The organism is Thauera sp. 2A1, assembly GCF_009469595.2.
Lineage (GTDB): Bacteria > Pseudomonadota > Gammaproteobacteria > Burkholderiales > Rhodocyclaceae > Thauera.
Genome location: NZ_SSXV01000017.1, coordinates 47,921 through 65,228 on the forward strand (window position 1 = coordinate 47,921; position 17,308 = coordinate 65,228).

17 protein-coding genes are annotated in these 17,308 nt (G+C 66.2%); 2 read left to right on the forward strand and 15 right to left on the reverse strand.

What is annotated here, in order from left to right; genetic code table 11:
- Positions 1-73: 73 nt before the first annotated feature.
- From GH664_RS15235 to GH664_RS15295, 13 genes are all read right to left on the reverse strand, one after another.
- A complete protein-coding gene (locus GH664_RS15235; protein WP_153168939.1) occupies positions 74-1,006 on the reverse strand; it encodes a TadE family protein in 933 nt (310 codons plus the stop codon).
- Positions 1,003-1,362: a DUF192 domain-containing protein gene (locus tag GH664_RS15240; protein WP_153168987.1), complete on the reverse strand. Its 360-nt coding sequence runs from the start codon at positions 1,360-1,362 to the stop codon at positions 1,003-1,005. The genes GH664_RS15235 and GH664_RS15240 overlap by 4 nt, the downstream gene beginning before the upstream one ends.
- A 2-nt stretch (positions 1,363-1,364) precedes the next feature.
- Entirely contained in the window at positions 1,365-2,255 is an 891-nt protein-coding gene (locus GH664_RS15245; RefSeq protein ID WP_153168940.1) for a type II secretion system F family protein, read from the reverse strand.
- Between the two features lie 12 nt (positions 2,256-2,267).
- Positions 2,268-3,122 carry a type II secretion system F family protein gene (locus GH664_RS15250; RefSeq protein WP_228111551.1) on the reverse strand — a complete coding sequence of 285 codons (855 nt, stop codon included), beginning with the start codon at positions 3,120-3,122 and terminating at the stop codon, positions 2,268-2,270.
- A complete protein-coding gene (locus GH664_RS15255; protein ID WP_153168941.1) occupies positions 3,119-4,792 on the reverse strand; it encodes an ATPase, T2SS/T4P/T4SS family in 1,674 nt (557 codons plus the stop codon). The genes GH664_RS15250 and GH664_RS15255 overlap by 4 nt, the downstream gene beginning before the upstream one ends.
- Before the next feature lie 5 nt (positions 4,793-4,797).
- Positions 4,798-6,189 carry a type II and III secretion system protein family protein gene (locus GH664_RS15260; protein WP_153168942.1) on the reverse strand — a complete coding sequence of 464 codons (1,392 nt, stop codon included), beginning with the start codon at positions 6,187-6,189 and terminating at the stop codon, positions 4,798-4,800.
- A 61-nt stretch (positions 6,190-6,250) separates the two neighbouring features.
- Positions 6,251-7,171 (reverse strand): Flp pilus assembly protein CpaB, encoded by a 921-nt coding sequence (cpaB, locus tag GH664_RS15265; RefSeq protein ID WP_153168943.1) that lies wholly within the window; start codon positions 7,169-7,171, stop codon positions 6,251-6,253.
- A gap of 14 nt (positions 7,172-7,185) precedes the next feature.
- On the reverse strand, positions 7,186-7,383 hold the full coding sequence (locus tag GH664_RS15270) for a hypothetical protein (protein WP_153168944.1): 198 nt from the start codon (positions 7,381-7,383) through the stop codon (positions 7,186-7,188).
- Positions 7,384-8,109, reverse strand: a complete 726-nt coding sequence (locus GH664_RS15275) for a hypothetical protein (protein ID WP_153168945.1) — start codon at positions 8,107-8,109, stop codon at positions 7,384-7,386.
- A complete protein-coding gene (locus GH664_RS15280) occupies positions 8,103-8,789 on the reverse strand; it encodes a hypothetical protein (protein WP_228111556.1) in 687 nt (228 codons plus the stop codon). Before GH664_RS15280 ends, GH664_RS15275 begins: the two co-directional genes overlap by 7 nt.
- A 59-nt stretch (positions 8,790-8,848) precedes the next feature.
- Entirely contained in the window at positions 8,849-10,237 is a 1,389-nt protein-coding gene (locus GH664_RS15285; RefSeq protein ID WP_153168947.1) for a pilus assembly protein TadG-related protein, read from the reverse strand.
- Positions 10,234-11,793, reverse strand: coding sequence for an apolipoprotein N-acyltransferase (gene lnt / locus GH664_RS15290; protein WP_153168948.1), 1,560 nt, complete (start codon positions 11,791-11,793; stop codon positions 10,234-10,236). Before lnt ends, GH664_RS15285 begins: the two co-directional genes overlap by 4 nt.
- Positions 11,794-11,823: 30 nt before the next feature.
- A complete protein-coding gene (locus GH664_RS15295) occupies positions 11,824-12,093 on the reverse strand; it encodes a hypothetical protein (protein ID WP_153168949.1) in 270 nt (89 codons plus the stop codon).
- 173 nt (positions 12,094-12,266) lie between these two features.
- On the opposite strand from GH664_RS15295, the gene GH664_RS15300 reads away from it, so the two are divergent.
- Positions 12,267-12,773 carry a TIGR00645 family protein gene (locus tag GH664_RS15300; protein WP_153168950.1) on the forward strand — a complete coding sequence of 169 codons (507 nt, stop codon included), beginning with the start codon at positions 12,267-12,269 and terminating at the stop codon, positions 12,771-12,773.
- Between the two features lie 7 nt (positions 12,774-12,780).
- On the opposite strand, the gene GH664_RS15305 is transcribed toward GH664_RS15300, so the two are convergent.
- Entirely contained in the window at positions 12,781-15,357 is a 2,577-nt protein-coding gene (locus tag GH664_RS15305; protein ID WP_153168951.1) for a [protein-PII] uridylyltransferase, read from the reverse strand.
- Between the two features lie 23 nt (positions 15,358-15,380).
- On the reverse strand, positions 15,381-16,196 hold the full coding sequence (gene map, locus GH664_RS15310) for a type I methionyl aminopeptidase (RefSeq protein WP_153168952.1): 816 nt from the start codon (positions 16,194-16,196) through the stop codon (positions 15,381-15,383).
- Between the two features lie 240 nt (positions 16,197-16,436).
- Between map and rpsB the strand changes: the two genes are divergently transcribed.
- Entirely contained in the window at positions 16,437-17,192 is a 756-nt protein-coding gene (gene rpsB, locus GH664_RS15315; protein WP_153168953.1) for a 30S ribosomal protein S2, read from the forward strand.
- Positions 17,193-17,308: the final 116 nt, after the last annotated feature.

Sequence of the window (17,308 nt, forward strand, 5' to 3'; positions counted from 1 at the left end):
CCAGGGCTGCCAGGACTGCCACGGCTGGCGGAGCGCGGTCGCGCCGCGGCGCGCGGCATGGCCCTAGGCCTGCTCACGGGCGTGAACATTGCAGAGGCTCCTCGTCGTCCAGCGCGTGCGGCACTTCCTCGTCCATTCCGGTGCCGTTGCCCGCTGCGCTCTCGTGAGCACTGGAAGGCGTGCACAGTGGGTCGCTCCACGGGCAGGAAGGGAGCGCCCGGCCTTGGGCATCTGCGCCCGCGCCGGCGTCCACCGGAACGCCGGCATTCCCTGGCCCCGGCAGCGACAGCAGGGCGCCGTTCTCGATCGCATCGGACTGCATGCGCACCGTCACATGGGAGACCAGCGGAATGCGGCCCGCAGCGAGAAGGGCACGGCGAAACGGGTCGGGATGATCCGGGTACAACGTGGCGACCGCCCAGTTGAAGAAGCGGCCGGCGAGGGGAATCTGCTTCGCACGGGGAATTCCGTAGGTCACCCGGATCTTCAGCAGGTTGGCGTCCTGGAGTGTCTGCCCGGAGCGATTCGATGCGGGGTCACTCGCGCAGGAGGGGCGGTCGGCGGGGCAGGTGAGCCGGTCGAGATGGGTGCTGGGAATGACCCGCGCGCCGACGCGCAGGGCCTCGGCTGCGCGTGGGCTGTGGAAATCGTCGAAGCTCTCCCGCGTCGGCGACAGGATCTCGATGCGCAGCGCCCCCGCCAGGTCTGCGAGGGCGCGCCCATGCGAGCGCGCGAGCTCGACGGTGGTGCGTCCTCCGCCGTAGTAGGGAACCATGGCCCGCGCGAAAGCGGCATGAAGGTTGGACGGCAGGGCGTTCTGCAATGCCCCGGCGCGGGCAGCCTCGAAAGTCGCGTAGTTCAGGATGTTCTTGGCGTGAAAGACGAGACCGGTCTGCATCATCGCCAGGGCGAGCATCATCAGGGTTGGCGCGATGACGACGAACTCGACCAGCGTGGCGCCGTCATGGACTGCACGACCGGATCGCTGCGCGAGCAACGGTCTCATAGGAGGACGCTCTCCAGTCCGGCCAGGCGGGTGCCGCGGTACAAGCCTGCTTCCGCCGCACCGCCAGCGGCCATCTCGAGGACGGCGCATGCGGCGGGAACAGCGGCGATTCTCCAGGGCTGCAGCCGCTCTATGACACCGACGATGTTTGCGCCGCGGTCGATAAAGACCGCGTCGATTGCATCGCGCATGCCGAAGGTGTGGATGCGGCAGCACGGCAGGATGAGCAACGCTTCCGCCGGCGGCAGCGGCGCGGAGAAGAGCAGTCCGCATGCGCGCGCCATGAAGTCAGCCGCGATGCGAATTCTGAGAGGCCCGCGCTGGGTGCGGATGTGGATGATTTTCGCACGGAGCATCTTCACAAGCCCATGCGCATGAACTGCACCGCGATCGGGAAGCCGATGACGAGGAAGGTGCAGGGGAAGATGAAGGCGATGAGCGGGAACAGCATCTTTACCGGCGCCTCCATCGCCGCCTTCTCCGCGCGGGCGAAGCGCTCGACGCGCCGCTGCTCGGCTTGTGCCCGCAGGAGGGGTCCGAGGTTCATGCCGAGGTTTTCGGCCTGGATGATGGCCGTGACGAGGTGTGTGATTGGCGGTTCGTTGAGGCGGTCGCCGAAGGTCCGCAGGGCATCGGCGCGGGATTTGCCCGCCCTCACATCGCGCAGCACGCGCTGGAGTTCGTCCCGCAGCGGTCCGGCCGGCCCCTTGGCTGCGGCCTGCTGCAACGCGCCGGTAAGATTGAGCCCGGCCTCGACACAGACCGTGATCAGATCGAGGAAGAAGGGCAGCGTCTTCAGCAGGTGCCGCCGGCGGGCGGTCACACGGTCGACAAACCACGCGCGTGCGAAGAGCCAGCCCGCGACCGCTCCTGCCGCCACGAAGAGCCGCGGCTGCGGACTTTGCCAGGCATGGGCGAGCAAGCCCCCGAATCCGCCGGACACGGCCGCGACCACGACGCGATGCGCGATGAGTTGCGCCGGCGAGACGGCGTAGTCGAGTCCGGCAACACGCATCCGGGCAAGAAGGCGTTGGCGCAAGCCAATGGGCAGCGCACCGCCCGCCCAGTGCGCCAGCACCAGTGTCGGCCACCACAGCCAGCGGATGAAGGCGGGCGGGCGATCGCGCCAGGTACGGTCCTCACGTGGAACCGCCACGATCGCGCGCATTCCTACCCAGGTGAGGAGCGCGGCCGCGGCACCGGCGAGGCCGGCGATCAGGGCGGGGAGATATCGAGGGTCGATGGCCATGGTCGGTCCTCCTCAAACGTCGATCGCGACCACACGCCTGATCAACAGCACGCCGAACAGCTCGAGCAAGGCAATCGTGCCCAGCGTCGCCCAGCCGAGCGGCGTGCTCCACATCAGGCCCATCGCCTGCGGCTCCATGCGTCCAAGGACCAGCAACAAGCCGATCGGGAGAAAGCCGACGACGACGGCCTGCAGTTTTCCCTGCGCAGTCAGCGCGCGGATCTTCGCCTCCATCGCAAGCTGGCTGCGGATCGTCATCGCGGCGCGATCGAGCGCCTCTGCGAGGCTGCCGCCGGTCTCGCTGGCGATGCGCATCGCGGAAACCACCAGGGTCACCGACTGCAAGGGCACGCGGCGCGCGAGATTTTCGAGCGCAGCGTCGACGGCGACGCCGAGTCGCTGTTCGCGCAGCAGCAGCTCGAACTCCTGCGACACCGGCGGGCGGGATTCGCGCACGACCTGCTGCACGACCAGCATGAGCGACAGCCCTGCGCGCAAACCCCCGGCGATCATCAGCAGGACGTCGGGCAACTGCTCCTGAAGGCGGGCGAGGCGCTGCCGCTTGAGCAGAGCGAACACCGCTCGCGGCGCGACCGCTGCGCCGATCGCACCTGCTGCACCCCAGGCCGGCACGCCACTGAGCAGCCACAAACCGGCGCCGATCAGCACCCCGGCCACCAGGTTCGCCACGAAGAGGTGACGCGGGTCGATGAAGAGAAACAGCTCGCGCAGGCTGAAGCCGGCCTGCGCGGTGAAGCGCTCGCGATAGTGCGCAAGAGCGCGGCTTCCCAGCTCGATCGCCATCCACGCGAGCAGGCTTGCGGACAGGCCGATTGCCAGCAGCCCGACGAGCATCGCCTTCGTCATGTTGCGGCCCTCGCGAAGAGACCCAGGTCCACGACCACGCCGCTGCGCCGGAGCTCGTCGTAAAAGCCCGGGATGGCGTCGCAGGCGACGAACTGGCCCGTTGCCCCTTCACTGGCAAAACCGCCGCGCTCGAAGCGGAACAACTCCTGAAGCTGGATACGACCTGCTTCCATGCCGGTCACCTCCGAGATGCTCGTGATCCGGCGCGTGCCACACGGGAACCGCGTCTGCTGCACGACGATGTCGATCGCGCTCGCGATCTGTTCGCGGATGGCTGCAAGCGGCAGCTCCATCCCGGCCATCAACACCAGCGTCTCGAGCCGGGCGAGGGCGTCGCGTGGGCTGTTCGCGTGCAGGGTGGTCAACGAGCCCTCATGCCCGGTGTTCATGGCCTGCAGCATGTCGAGCGCTTCGCCACCGCGGCATTCGCCGACGATGATGCGATCGGGGCGCATGCGAAGCGCGTTTCGCACCAGATCGCGGATGGACACCGCACCCCGCCCCTCGAGGTTCGCCGGCCTCGACTCCAGCGCGACCAGATGGCCATGATTGAGCTTCAGTTCGGCGGCGTCCTCGATGGTGATGATGCGTTCGCCGGCCGGGATGAAATTCGACAGCACGTTCAGGCAGGTAGTCTTGCCCGATCCGGTGCCGCCGGCGACGACGATGTTGCGGCGCTGCTCGACGCAGATGCGCAGGAACTCCGCCATGCCGGAGGACAAGGTGCCGAAGCCGACCATGTCGGACACGTCCAGGTGACGCCGAGAGAATTTGCGGATGGTCAGCGTCGGGCCTTTCAGCGCGAGCGGTGCGATGACTGCGTTGACTCGCGAGCCATCCTTCAGGCGCGCGTCGACCATCGGCGAGGAATCGTCGATGCGCCGCCCGAGGGGCGCAACGATGCGCTCGATGACCCCCAGCACCGCACGCTCGCTGGTAAAGCCGACCGGATGCGGTTCGATGCGGCCGGCGCGCTCGACGAAGATCTCGTCATGCCGATTGACCATGATCTCGGTGATGCGGTCGTCCGCGAGCAGCGCCTCTAGGGGCCCCAGGCCGATCGCCTCGTCGAGCACCTCCTGCTGCAGGGCGGCACGGTCGAGCCCCGGTGGGAGCGCGGGCTCGGACTCTATGATGTCGGTGATCAGGTGCGAGGTTTCGTCGCGCAACTCTGCGTCGGACATGTGCGTGAGATCACGGCGGCGCAGGTCTATGGTTTCCAGCAGCCGCTCGTGGATGCGCTTGCGCCACTCGAAGCGCGAGGCACAGCACGCCTGGGCCATCATCGGCGGAGATGCTGTTGCGCCATGTCCTTCGGTCGGGGCGGCGTCGCGTTCTGCGGCAGAGTGGGGGAGGACGGGCTCGACCTGTGCGGCACCGGCGAGATCCCGCACCCGCAGTCGATACGCGCCGACGACGATTTCGTCGGCGAATTCCAGCGGGCCGTGGCGGACGATGCGGGTGCCATTCACCCAGGTGCCCGAAAAATGCCCCAGGTCTTCCAGAATGAGGCCGCGATCACCGCGGCGGATGCGGGCATGCTCCCGCCCAAGGCGCCAGCCGCCCAGCCGCACCGCAGACGTGGCTGCCTTTCCGATCACCGCGTGACCGGCGTCGATGAGGACCTCGCGGCTTTCGCCATTGCCATCGCTGATCGTGACCGAAAACATGGCGCTCACTCTCCGGCCGGGACGACCTGCGACTGCGGCGCGGATGCGCTCGCCGGCTCGGACTGCGAAGGCACAAGGCTGCGGCCGGCGCGTCGCTCGAGTTCGAGCGCGGCGGATCCGACCAGCCCCGGATCGCTGCGCAGCACACGCGGCGTGAGGAACACCACCAGTTCGCTCTCGCGATTCTGGAATCGCGTGGAGCGGAACAGGTTGCCCAGCACCGGCACTTCACCCAGATACGGCACTGCGCTGACGTCCTTGGCCTGGTCACGGCTGATCACGCCGGACAGGGCCAGCGTCTCGCCTTCGCGCAGGTTGAATTCGGTCTCGGTGCGGCGCGACAGCAGGCCGGGCACGCCCATCACGGCCACGCTGCGGTCCAGCGAGCTGACCTCGGTCTTGATGCGCGCGCGGATGGCGCCCGAGTCGTCGGCGACAGGAGCGAGGATCTCGAGGCGGATGCCGTACTCCTTGAAGCTGACGCTGGGCGTTCCTGTGGCCGATGCCGTGGCGACCGGGATCTCGCCGCCGGCAAGGAAGCTGGCGGTGCCGCGATTGCGGGCGGCCAGGCGCGGCTGGGCGAGGATGACCGCGTCGCCCTTCTGCGCCAGCAGGTTGAGCCGGCCGAACAGCGAGCCCACCACGCTCACCCGGGTGGTGAAGCGTCGCAGGCGATCGGCGGCGATCTCCACCTCGCTGCGCTGGTTGCCATCGTCGAGTGCAGCGGAGACCGCCCGACCCTCGCGATTGTTGTGGTAGAGATCCCCTGCAATCTCGAAGCCAAGCAGCGGCTTGCCCTGCGTCGTCCAGTCGATGCCGAGATCCTCAAGCCCGCTGCGGGAGATCTCGACGAAGCGTACGTCGAACTCGAACATCCGGTCGAAGCCCACGCGGCTGGTGAAGTCGATGACCTGCGGGAAGCGCTTGACGATCTCCGAGATGCGATCACGGTCCGCGTCGGCGATGTCGGCGCCCTCGATCAGGATGTTGTCGCCGATGCTGCGCGACCTGACATTGGGGATGTCGCGGAAGAAGGACTGCAGATCACGTGCAACGCGGGCCATGTCGTTACCCTGCACGACGACCTTCAACCGATGACTGCGCCCGCCGCGGGACCACACATGCAGGGTGGTCTCGCCTGGTGCGTTTGCCATCAACAGGATTTCCCGGTCGTCGAGCACCGCTGCAGACAACACCTTGCCGTCACCCACGGCAAGCCGGCTGGCATTGCGCTGCGGGAGCACACGGCTTTCGCCGGCAAAGAGCTTCAATTCGGTGAACGTCGCCGCATCCGCCGCCGCCTCGCCATCGGTGGGCACTGCGCGGGTTGCGTGCGCGCATGGATGGAGGGCGAGCAGGGCGCACAGGCTGAGGAGGCAGAACGTTTTGCAGGACATGGTTGCATGAAGGCGAGCGTGGAAAGGAAGGCGGAGGGGATGCGAACGGCGTGTGACCGCGTCATCGCGGGGCTGGACCGGCAGGCGGGCGCGAAGTCGGGCCGGAATTGACGGCGAGGGGGGGATCCGCTGTTGTCGTCGGGGAAAAAGCCGTGTTCCTGCCCGGTCGCGGAAAATCCTCGGGCATAGGGGCGGGCATCGCCGCCGCCCCATTGCCACCGTAGATCACCGGCACGGGCGGAGCCGTCCGCATGAGCGGCTGTTCGAGCCCGAGCAGCGCGAAGGCATCGCGCCGCAGCGGCGGCAGCTTCGCGCGATCGCCCTGACCACGCAGGACGGCGGTGATCGTCCCGACGGTTCGCGCGGCGACGATGCGCTGCGCTTCCTCGGCGCTCGCGTCCAGTGTGACGGTCGAATAGCGGCGCTCGGTGCCCTCGTGCCCCGCAGCCGCGACGGTACGCGCTCCCGCAGCGAGCACCCCGACATCCTGCAGGAGCAGGACGCTGAGATTTTCCTGGTTGCGGCGCACGGTGAGCAGCAGGTCGACGACGTCCCCCGGCTCGAGCAGCCCGGCAATCGAGCTGATCTCATCCACCGCAAGGGTCACAGCCCGGCGGCCAGGCGCCAGGCGCGCAGATAGCGTGGGCGGGCGCCGGTCCTGCAGTTGCGACCACAGCAGCGGTTCCCCGCGGCGCGCCGGGAAACCCAGCACTGCACCGGTTGCGCGGTCGAACTGTTCGGGCGAGATTGCGCTGGAATGCAGCCACTCCACCGGGACCTCGCGCACCGCGACGCGGCCGTGGTCCAATGCCTCGCCGGCTGCCATGTCCTCCTTCGCGACGACCGCGCGCGCGGTGCGCTGCTCGACCCGGCGCTCGATGTCTGCGACGCGGTCATCCAGGTAACGCATGGCGGTCAGCGCAGCGCCGGCACCGATCACCAGGGCAGCAGTGAGGATGAGCCAGTTGCGATGCAATCTCATGGGCGGATTCCGGCTTATTGGGGGAGTGAGAGTGCGGCGAGGAAGCGATCGAACCCGATCCCGATCGCGTCGGTGAACACCTGCGCCAGGGACGCACTTCCGCCGTAGGGGAGCGCGAAGAGGCCAACCACGATGCCGAGGAGCACCAGCAACTCGACGGCCGACTGGCCGCGGGCCGACGCAGGCAGGATGCGGGCGCGATGTCGTTGCATTCAGCGACCTCCCGGCTCGCCCGAGAGCAGGTTGAGCGTGATTGCCGTCGTGCCCGGCTGCCCCGCGTCGCTGCCAAGCCGGGTGACGATCAACAGGGCATCGCCCCCGTTTCTGCTGAACCAGAGGCTCCGCCCTGCGGCCAGCCCGTTGCCGCCGCCGGTGTGATGCATGAGGCGATAGCCGCGCGCGTGCAGGACGGAACGAAAATGGTCGACGTTCGCGCCGATCGACTGGCTGTTGAGAAAGGTATGCAGGTGCGAATGCCTGCCCGCATCGACGGTCAAGACCGTGCTTGCGACCCGGGTGCCGGTCGGCAGGGCAAATTCGTCGAAGGGCCGGTGCCGAATCGGCGACAGGGGAGCTTCGGAGAGTGTGCCGGTGGTACCCGATGTGCCATCGGGCCGCAAGCGCAGGGTGATCAGGCTGTCTCCCTGTTTCCGGGCGAGCACCTTCCAACCCTGCACATCCTGCTCCACCCGCTGCGAGCCGAGCCAGTGCCTGCTATGGGCAAGCACCTCGGCATAGGGGCGCGACACCTGCAACACCCGGATGCGCATCGGTGTGCCGTTGAACCTCAGCTCCGGGGCGATCTCGGTTAATTCGGTTGCGGCGAACGGCATGCGTTCGTGGGGTGCAGCTTCGACAGCGCCGAACTGCGCGAGGAGCGCTGCCAGCGCGGCGGCGTGACCACGCAGACGCGAGGGGGGTAAGGCGGCGGTCAGCATCCGCCCTCCAGCCTGTCGCATGGCACCACGTCCGGCTTGATGTCTCCGACCCGCATGGCCGGATCGAGGACGAGCGGCGGCAGGCGCCCGACCGTTTCACCGAGCAATTTCAGCGGCGCAATCGGATAGACGAGCGCGCGTCCGCCCGCGATGCGATCTGCCAGATCGTCGGCGCCCGCCGCTGCCCAGCCGTGTGCAAGCAGTACCTGATGGCGGCGGATTTCGAGACCGAGAGCATCGAATGGCGGCAGGTTGGCGATGTCTCGCGGCCTGACCGTGACGACGCCCTCGTGCAGCTCGCTGTCGGGGAGGCCGAAGCCACTCGTGCCCAGGATCAGGGCGGCCGGCTGCGACCCCGATCGCAGGGATCGAGTGCGCACAGCGACATCGGTCTCGACGTGCTCCAGCAGCGGCCGACCGCTGTGATCGACCCACAAGGGGTTGCGGTGGGTGGCGAAATCTCCTGCCACGTCGCCCGTCTTGATGGCCGCATCGCTGTTGCCGAAGAAGCGCCTGCGCACCTCTTGTGCCAGTTCTGCATCGGTGCGGCGCCCACCGTCGGCGCGGGCTGCTGTGGCTTCGAAAGCCAGGTAGCGCGCCGCGCTCTCCGACATGTGTGCCAGGTCCTGGTATTTGCCGAGAAGCGGAATGGCCAGGAAGAGCGGCACCAGGACGAGCATCAGCACCGCAAACTCGGCGAGGGACTGACCGCGCTGGGCGGAGGAGGCGCTTCGTCGCGTCATGGCAGCAACGCGCCTTCCTGACGTGCTGCTGCCCAGGCGCGATCGTCAGCCGTCGGACTCACCAGGCGCACCTCCCAATAGGGGCTATACAGGCTGGGGTACTCGCGCCCGCCGTCCCTGCGTTCGTCGATGCGGTCGAAGAAAACTTCTGCACGCGACAGCGCGGCCATCTCTTCGCCTGGCGGCGCCGCATTGAATTGGCGCAGGCGCCCCGATGGCTGCACGACGCTGTTGCCGCCGGACATCCGCAGGCTGCCACCTGGCTTGCTCACGCGCAGGCTGACTCCCGTTCTCGCCGATTGCGACGGCTCGAGCCGCGCGAGATCGCGTGTCGTGGGCAGGCCGCTGAATCGAGCGCCGAGTTCATCGAGATCCAGCATCGAAGGCTCGGCGTACATCTTCGTGGTGCGCCGGTTGTCGGCGTACGTGCCGCCGTGGAAACCGGTGCCCGACGCACCATCGTCGCTGTCCGCTTCCGCCGCTCCCCAGGCCAGGGAGGTGCGCCGCCAGCGCCAGCTCCCCTTGCGCAAGCGCTGACCCTGGTGCTCCAGCGTATCGATCGCACGCCACTCGTCGTAGTTGATGAGATCGGTGCCACCACGCCGCTTCAACTCGACATTGCGCTGCAGGGGCCAGATGTCGGGCCCGTCGATGGACCAGCGTCGCTCGGCGGTGAACGCGTCCCGCGACCGAAGCACCGTTTCGGCGAGCCGACCGCGCCCGTCGCCATCGGGGTCGTCCTTCCGATACGCCTTTGTGAAGGCATCGAAACCATGACCCGTCACGATCAGCTCCGCCGACATCGCGGGGTCGATGCGATGCACGATTTCGTTTGCCAGCGTGCGCTGCGCTGCGCCGGCGCTCAGTGCCGTGTGAATGATCGACTGCGATTGCGACAGCGCCTGCGAAACCAGGTCGTGCGCTGAGACGATGGCGGCAAGGCCTTCATCCAGGACACGCACCGCACCATCCGTCACCCCGCCGGTGACATGGTCGAGATAGGCGGTGCCGCCGAAAGCGGCAACGAGGCTTGCCAGCCGGGGATATTCTTCCGGGTCGTAGATCCAGCTCGATGCGACGTCCGCGAGCGCGTCCGCGTTGTCAACGCCAGTACCAAAGTAATGGATCCATGAAGCAAGACTCACCGCCTGGGCGATCGCGACCTGGTTCGCGACGATCGCGCGGTTGGAGTAGGCATCGAAGTTGAGCGCGCGCGCCTCGAGGACGGCCACGCTGTAGGCCGCACTGTCGGCTGCGTTCGTGATGCGGAGCTTCTCATCGACGACGCGGCCGCTGTTGAACATGAAGTACATCACCACCGCCGAGCCGAGCATGAAGAAGAGGCCGAGCGGCAGCGCCTGTCCGGCATTTCGCGTACGCATCATGTCCGCACCACGATGTGGGGGGCACCGCCGCGGCTGGCAGGGCCGACACCCAGCACCGCGAGCACGGCGGCAAGCGCGGCGAAGCCGACAGGGATTGCGTCGCCGTAACGCGTGTAGGGCGTCACTCCCTCGCGCGGCTGGACTGCGGCATCCAGCACGGCGGGTCGATTCGGAGGCGCTGCCGCGACGATGCGGCCTCGATGGTCGATCGACGCGCTCCAGCCGGTATTGGCCACCCGCAGCAGCGGCTTGCCCGCCTCTGCCGCACGCGCCTGCGCAACCTGCAGGTGCTGATGCATCGGTGCGTCGCTGCCTTCCCAGCTATCGTTGGAGATGACGACAAGGTAGCCGGCGGCGGCATCCTCCGACCTCAAGGCGCTCGCGAACAGATCCTCGAAACACAGCTTCAGCGCCACCCTGACGCCTCCCATCACGATGCCGTCCTGGTCGACAAGGCCCGGGACGGTGTCGGTCATGTGCGTACCGCTCGGTCGTTCGGGTAACAGGCCCAGCAAGCCGGTGGCAGGGAGGTATTCACCGAACGGAACGAGAAAGCGCTTGTCCCGCGTCTGCGCACCGGAAACACCGATCACCCTCGCTGAGCTGAAGTAGCCACCTGTGTCCAGGCCCGAGGGGCGAAAGAAGGAGATGAGCAGGTCACGCTTCTCCTCCGTCGCAGCACGCTCAAGAGAAGCGATGTAAGCCTCAGGCAACTGGTGCTCGAGCAGCGGCAGCGCCGTTTCGGGCAGTACGGTGACCGGAGCATCGCTCGCAAGCAACGCGCTGCGGTACTGGTCGAGCGCGCGTAACACTTGCGCACGATCGAATTTGTCGGTGGCCGGAAAATTGCCCTGCAGCAGGCGCATGCGAATCGGCTGAAGGACAGGCCGCGTCCACTCGATGGCCGTGCTTGCCAAGCCAAGGCCGACCAGCGCCGCAATGGCGGCCACCGTCGCAGGCCACTCGCGCCGGGTATGCCTGAGGCTGAGTAGCGCCAGCAAGCCACCGAGCATCACGACGACGAAGCTCAGGCCCAATGCACCAATCACTGGGAACAAGGCGCTTAAGGGGCTTCCCGGGGCCTGCGTGTAGCCCAGTTGCCCCCAGGGAAAATGGAAGCGGCTGAAGTGGCGCGCCCACTCGCCCAAGGTCCACAGGCCGGGGATGAGCAGGCCGGCGACCGCGAGGCTGCTCGTTCCCCTGCGCCAGGCCGACATGGCAATCCACGCAATCACGGCGGGCGCAGCCGAAAAGGCGAGGATGAGCACCGACGGCAGCGCATGAGCACGCAGGAGTGCATCCGATGGAGCAATGCCGGTGAAAAGCCAGCTCAGTGTCGCACCATAAAGGCCGACCCCGAACAGACCGCCTGCGACGAGCGCGGCTGTGGGCACGGGTGCCCGGTCCGCGATCCAGGTCAACGCCAGCCCGGACAGCGGCGCCAGGAACCATGCACCATGGGGCGCGTGCGCGAAGCTCGTTGCAACACCACCGACCAGGGCCAGCGCGTGCAGGCGCAGGTTGCCGGGCAGCGGCTTGAGGACAGTGCGCGACATCGTGACGACTTCTGAAGGACCAGCGGAAACTCAGCGCCCGGTATTCCCGACGTAGTTGTCGAGCGTGCGCTTGGTGTCCGCCTGGCTCGCAGCGCTGGTCGCCGCGGCCTGCGCGCGCGATTTCGCCGAAGTTCCGTCGCTTCCTGCGATCTCGGTTGCGATCGCGGCCGTCTGATTGCGGACTGCCTGCCCGAAATACTGATACACCGCGATGGCAGCGACGGCGATGAGTGCAACGATGATGATGTACTCGGTCATTCCCTGGCCGTACTGGCCAGCCAATCCGGGTTTGCGTGACATTTCGCGCCTCCTCCTGAAAATGCGAGATGCATTAATATGGCGCGATTGAAAGCGTAGTGCAATATGTATATGCCATATTATGCGCAGGCCAGGGACTGTTTTTGAAAGCAAGACAGGATGCTGCATTGCAGCACTGCTAGAATCGCGCGCTCTGCTACATCAAGGGCTCAGCCATGAAACGACTCGAAAACGGATTCGAACATCTGCTCTTCTCCAGCCGCTGGCTCATGGCGCCGGTGTATTTCGGGCTGGTGCTGGCGATGCTCATCCTGCTCGTCAAGTTCGGCAAGGAGGTGTGGGGGCTGTTCGCCCACATCATGACTGCGACCGGCGGCGAGCTGATCATCGGCGTGCTGTCGCTGGTCGACATCGCGCTGATCATGAACCTGCTGATCATCATCATGTTCAGCGGCTACGAGAACTTCGTCTCGAAGATGGAGGATCTGCACAGCCACCAGGATCGCCCCGACTGGATGGGGCACATCGGCTTCTCCGACCTCAAGATCAAGCTGATCGGCTCGATCGTCGCGATCTCGGGGATCGAACTGCTCAAGGCCTTCATGAACGTCGGCAATCTCAGCGATCGTCATCTGGCGTGGATGGTGGGCATCCACATCACCTTCCTGTTCTCCGGCGTCCTGTACGCGGCGATGGACCGCATCGCCGGCAAGGGGCACTGATCGGCGACTAGACCTGCAGCCGGTCGAGGATTTCGCGCTCCACCTTCAGTACCTGGGCGTCCTGCGACAAGCAGCCACCCGAGAGCAGGAACGTATCCTCGACGCGTTCGCCGAGGGTATCGATTCGCGCCGTGTGCAGCCGTATGCCATGGCTCGCGAGCACCTCGGCCACATCGAAGAGCAGGCCAGGGCGATCGGCCGCGGTGAGCGAAAGGATGTAGTGCCGGCCCGCTTCGTCCGGACGCACACTGACCTCGGGCGTGATGGGGAAGTGTTTCACCTGGCGTGACAGTCGCCCGCGCGCCGGCCGCTCCGGTGCACCAGGATGCTTCAGGCGCTCGGCCAGTTCATGCTCGATGAGCGCGATGATGTCGCGATAGGGCATGTCATGTCCGGGATCCTGCAGCACGAAACTGTCGAGGGCGTAGCCGTGGCGGGTGGTATGCACCTTGGCGTCCAGGATGGTGAAACCCATGCGCCCGAAAAAGCCGGTCAGCCGAACGAACAGGTCCTTCTGGTCCGGTACATAGACCATCACCTGGATGCCTGTTTCGTCGTCGACCACCCGCGCCTTGACCACCGGTTCATCCGCGGCGGGGCGATGGTAGAGGACCCGCGCATGCCATGCGATCTCGTCTGGCGTCAGGCGCATGAAGTACACCGCGTCGAGCTGCGACCAGAGCGCATCTTCGACCCCCGGCCGCAGGCCGTGATAGCGCAACAGGCGTCGTGCATCTTCCTGGCGGTCGTCCAGGCCGAGCGCCTTCGCCGGCGTCGCGCCGCGCAGCAGTCTCTGCGTGGCAAGGAAGAGATCTTCGAGCAAGCGCCCCTTCCAGCCATTCCAGACTTTCGGGCTGGTACCGCGGATGTCGGCATGGGTCAGCAGGTAAAGCGCAATCAGGCGGCGTTCGGTGCCGACAACGGCGGCGAAGCGCTGGATCACATCCGGATCGGAGGTGTCTTCCTTCTGCGCGAACTGTGACATGGTGAGGTGCTGCCCAACCAGCCAGACCACCAGTTCGACGTCCTCCGGCGGCAGGGCGTGTTGCGTGCAGAACTCGCGGGCGTCCTCCATGCCGAGCCGCGAGTGGTCGCCGCCGCGCCCCTTGGCGATGTCGTGGAAGAGGGCGGCGAGGTAGAGCAGCCAGTGTCTCGGAAAGCCAAGGACAAGGCGCGACATCAGCGGGTATTCGTGCGCGTGCTCACCCATCGTGAAACGGCGCACATTGCGCAGCACCATCAGGATGTGCTGGTCGACCGTATAAACATGGAAGAGGTCGTGCTGCATCTGGCCGACGATCTTGCGCCAGGCCGGCAGGTAGCGCGACAGGATGCCGTACTGGTTCATGCGCCGGAACGCATGCACGATGCCGCGCTTCTGCTGCACGATCTGCATGAACAGCGCACGATGTGCCGGATCGGCACGGAACTCCGCGTTGATTCGGTTCCGGTTCAGCCACAGGGCGCGGAGCGTACGCGCCGTCATCCCCTTCAGCTCGGAGCGCTGCTGCAGGATCAGGAAGCATTCGAGCAAGGCCGCCGGATGGCGCTCGAAGGTGTCCTCGTGGCGGATGTCGAGCAGCTCGCGAACCGCCTGGAATCGCTCGCTGATGACGATGGCCGCACCGCGATCGGGAAACATCACGCTGCCGTAGTTCTGCAGCAGGATGGTATTCAGTTGCGTCACCATCTTCGCCGTCAGGTAGTAGCGCTGCATGAACACTTCGGATGCGCGCTTGCTGCCCGCGGCTTCGAGCCCCATCAGCCTGGCGAGTTTTTCCTGATGGTCGAACAGCACACGGTCTTCCGCGCGGCCGGTCAGCAGGTGCAGCCGGATGCGGACATGCTGCAGGAAGCGCTCGATGTTGCGAAGGTCGCTCGCCTCGCTGCCGGTGATCAGGCGATGCCGCGCAAGATCGCGCCAGTTGCCGCCCAGGCGCGCGGCGCGGGCGATCCAGCCCAGCATCTGGAGGTCGCGCAGGCCGCCCGGACTTTCCTTGCAATTGGGCTCGAGCGCGTAGGGCGTGTCGTTGTAGCGTGCGTAGCGCTGTTCCTGCTCGAGCCGCTTCGCCTTGAAGAAGGCGCGCGGATCCATTTGCTGGTCGTAGCGCCGCACCAGTTCGCCGAAGAGCGCCCGATCACCGGTGACCAACCGTGCCTCGAGCAGGTTGGTCTGCACGGTGATGTCCGCTTCCGATGCCTCGAGGCAGTCGTCCACGGTACGAACCGAATGGCCGATTTCCAGGCCGATGTCCCACAGCGCGCCGACCAGCGCCGACAACCTGGTTCTCAGCGCCTCGTCGGGCGCCTCAGGAAGCAGGAAGAGCAGATCGACATCGGAATGAGGGAACAACTCGCCCCGTCCGTAGCCGCCCACCGCGACCAATGCAGCCTCGGCCGGCATGCCGCAGGCGCACCACAGGCGCGTGAGCACGCGATCGACCACCTTGGCGCGCCCCTCGAGATACGCCCGGGTGCGAGGCTGGCCCTCGTACGCTGCACGCAGCCCTGCGCATTCGGACGCCAGTTCGCTGCGCAGCGCAGCGACGATGTCTTGCAGGGCTGCTTCGCCGGCTTGGCTCATGGCGAGGGGGGCGGGTGCCCGGGTCAGGAGAAGCGATCCGCGACCAGCGCAGGCGCGGGCGGCGTCTTCCCGGACACAGTGAGCACCTCGACGCCCGTCTCGGTGACGAGCACGGTGTGCTCGAACTGCGCCGACAGGCTACGGTCCTTGGTGACGATCGTCCAGCCGTCCGGCAGTTCCGAAATGGCCGCCTTGCCGGCGTTGATCATCGGTTCAATGGTGAAGATCATGCCGGGCTTCAATTCAACGCCGGTTCCCGCCTTGCCGTAGTGCAGCACTTGCGGCTCCTCGTGGAACTTGCGCCCGATGCCGTGGCCACAGAACTCGCGCACCACCGAAAAGCCGCTGCCTTCCGCATGCTTCTGGATCGCGGCGCCGATATCGCCGAGATGGCCGCCCGGCCTGACCGCGGCAATGCCCAGCCACATGCACTCGTAGGTGACCTGCGTCAGGCGCTTGGCGATGATGCTGGCGTCGCTGCCGACGATGAAGGTGCGGCTGGTATCACCGTGATACTCGTCCTTGATGACGGTGATGTCGAGATTGACGATGTCGCCCTTCTTGAGCACCTTGTCGCCCGGAATTCCATGGCAAACCTGATGGTTGATCGAGGTGCAGATCGACTTCGGGAAAGGGGTGTAGCCGGGTGGGGCATAGTGCAGCGGCGCCGGAATCACCTGCTGCACATTGACCATGTATTCGTGGCAGAGGCGGTCGAGTTCGCCGGTGGTGACACCGGGCTTGACGTAGGGATCGATGTAATCGAGGACTTCGGCTGCCAGACGGCAGGCCACCCGCATCTTTTCGATTTCTTCGGGCGTCTTGATGGTGATGCTCATGTCGGGGTCGGGGGTTCCGGTGAAGCGTACAGGGTTGACAGGCTATCGCATGCGCCTTCGCCGGGCAAACCGGCACCATCGCCTGCCTTGAGCCAGCCAACCCGCGCGTGCTAATATCGCGGGCTTGTCTGCCAAGGCAGGCAAAATCCACACGCCCGACAATCCGGGGTCCGCTGCTGCAAGCACCTTGCGCAGCGGCGATGGCGGGCGGCGGTCCAACCCTTGATACTGGAGCAGCACATGTCCGTCACTATGCGTCAGATGCTCGAAGCGGGCGTCCATTTCGGTCACCAGACCCGTTTCTGGAACCCGCGCATGGCCCCCTACATCTTCGGCCAGCGCAACAAGATCCACATCGTCAACCTCGAGAAGACGATGGCGAAGTACACGGAAGCGATGAGCTTCGTGCGCAAGCTCGCATCCAACCGTGGCAACATCCTCTTCGTCAGCACCAAGCGCCAGGCGCGCGAGATCATTGCCGAAGAAGCGCGCCGTGCCGGCATGCCCTTCGTTGACGAGCGCTGGCTCGGCGGCATGCTGACCAACTTCAAGACGGTCAAGCAGTCGATCAAGCGCCTGAAGGAAGTCGAGGCGATGATGGAAGACGGCTCGATCGATCGCCTGTCCAAGCGCGAGGCGCTGACCGTGCGCCGTGAGCTCGAGAAGCTGCAGAAGTCCATCGGCGGCATCAAGGACATGGGCGGCCTGCCGGATGCGCTGTTCGTGATCGACGTGGGCTATCACAAGATCGCCATCACCGAAGCGCAGAAGCTGGGCATCCCGGTCGTTGCGGTGGTCGATACCAACCACTCGCCGGAAGGCGTTGACTACGTGATCCCGGGTAACGACGACTCGTCGCGCGCGATCCGCCTGTACGCCCGTGGCGTGGCCGACGCTGTGCTCGAGGGCCGCAGCCAGGTGCTGCAGGAAATCGTCGCCGCCGGTGGTGACGAGTTCGTCGAAGTCGAGGAAGAAGGTTCGCAGGGTCAGGCCTGATGAATCCAGGCCGGCGTCCTGCGGGTGCCGGCCTGCAATGGATTTCTCGGTTCTGTTGCCAAACGGAATTCCGATCGCGGCGGGCGCTTTGTCCGCCGTTTGCAATATAGAGACAT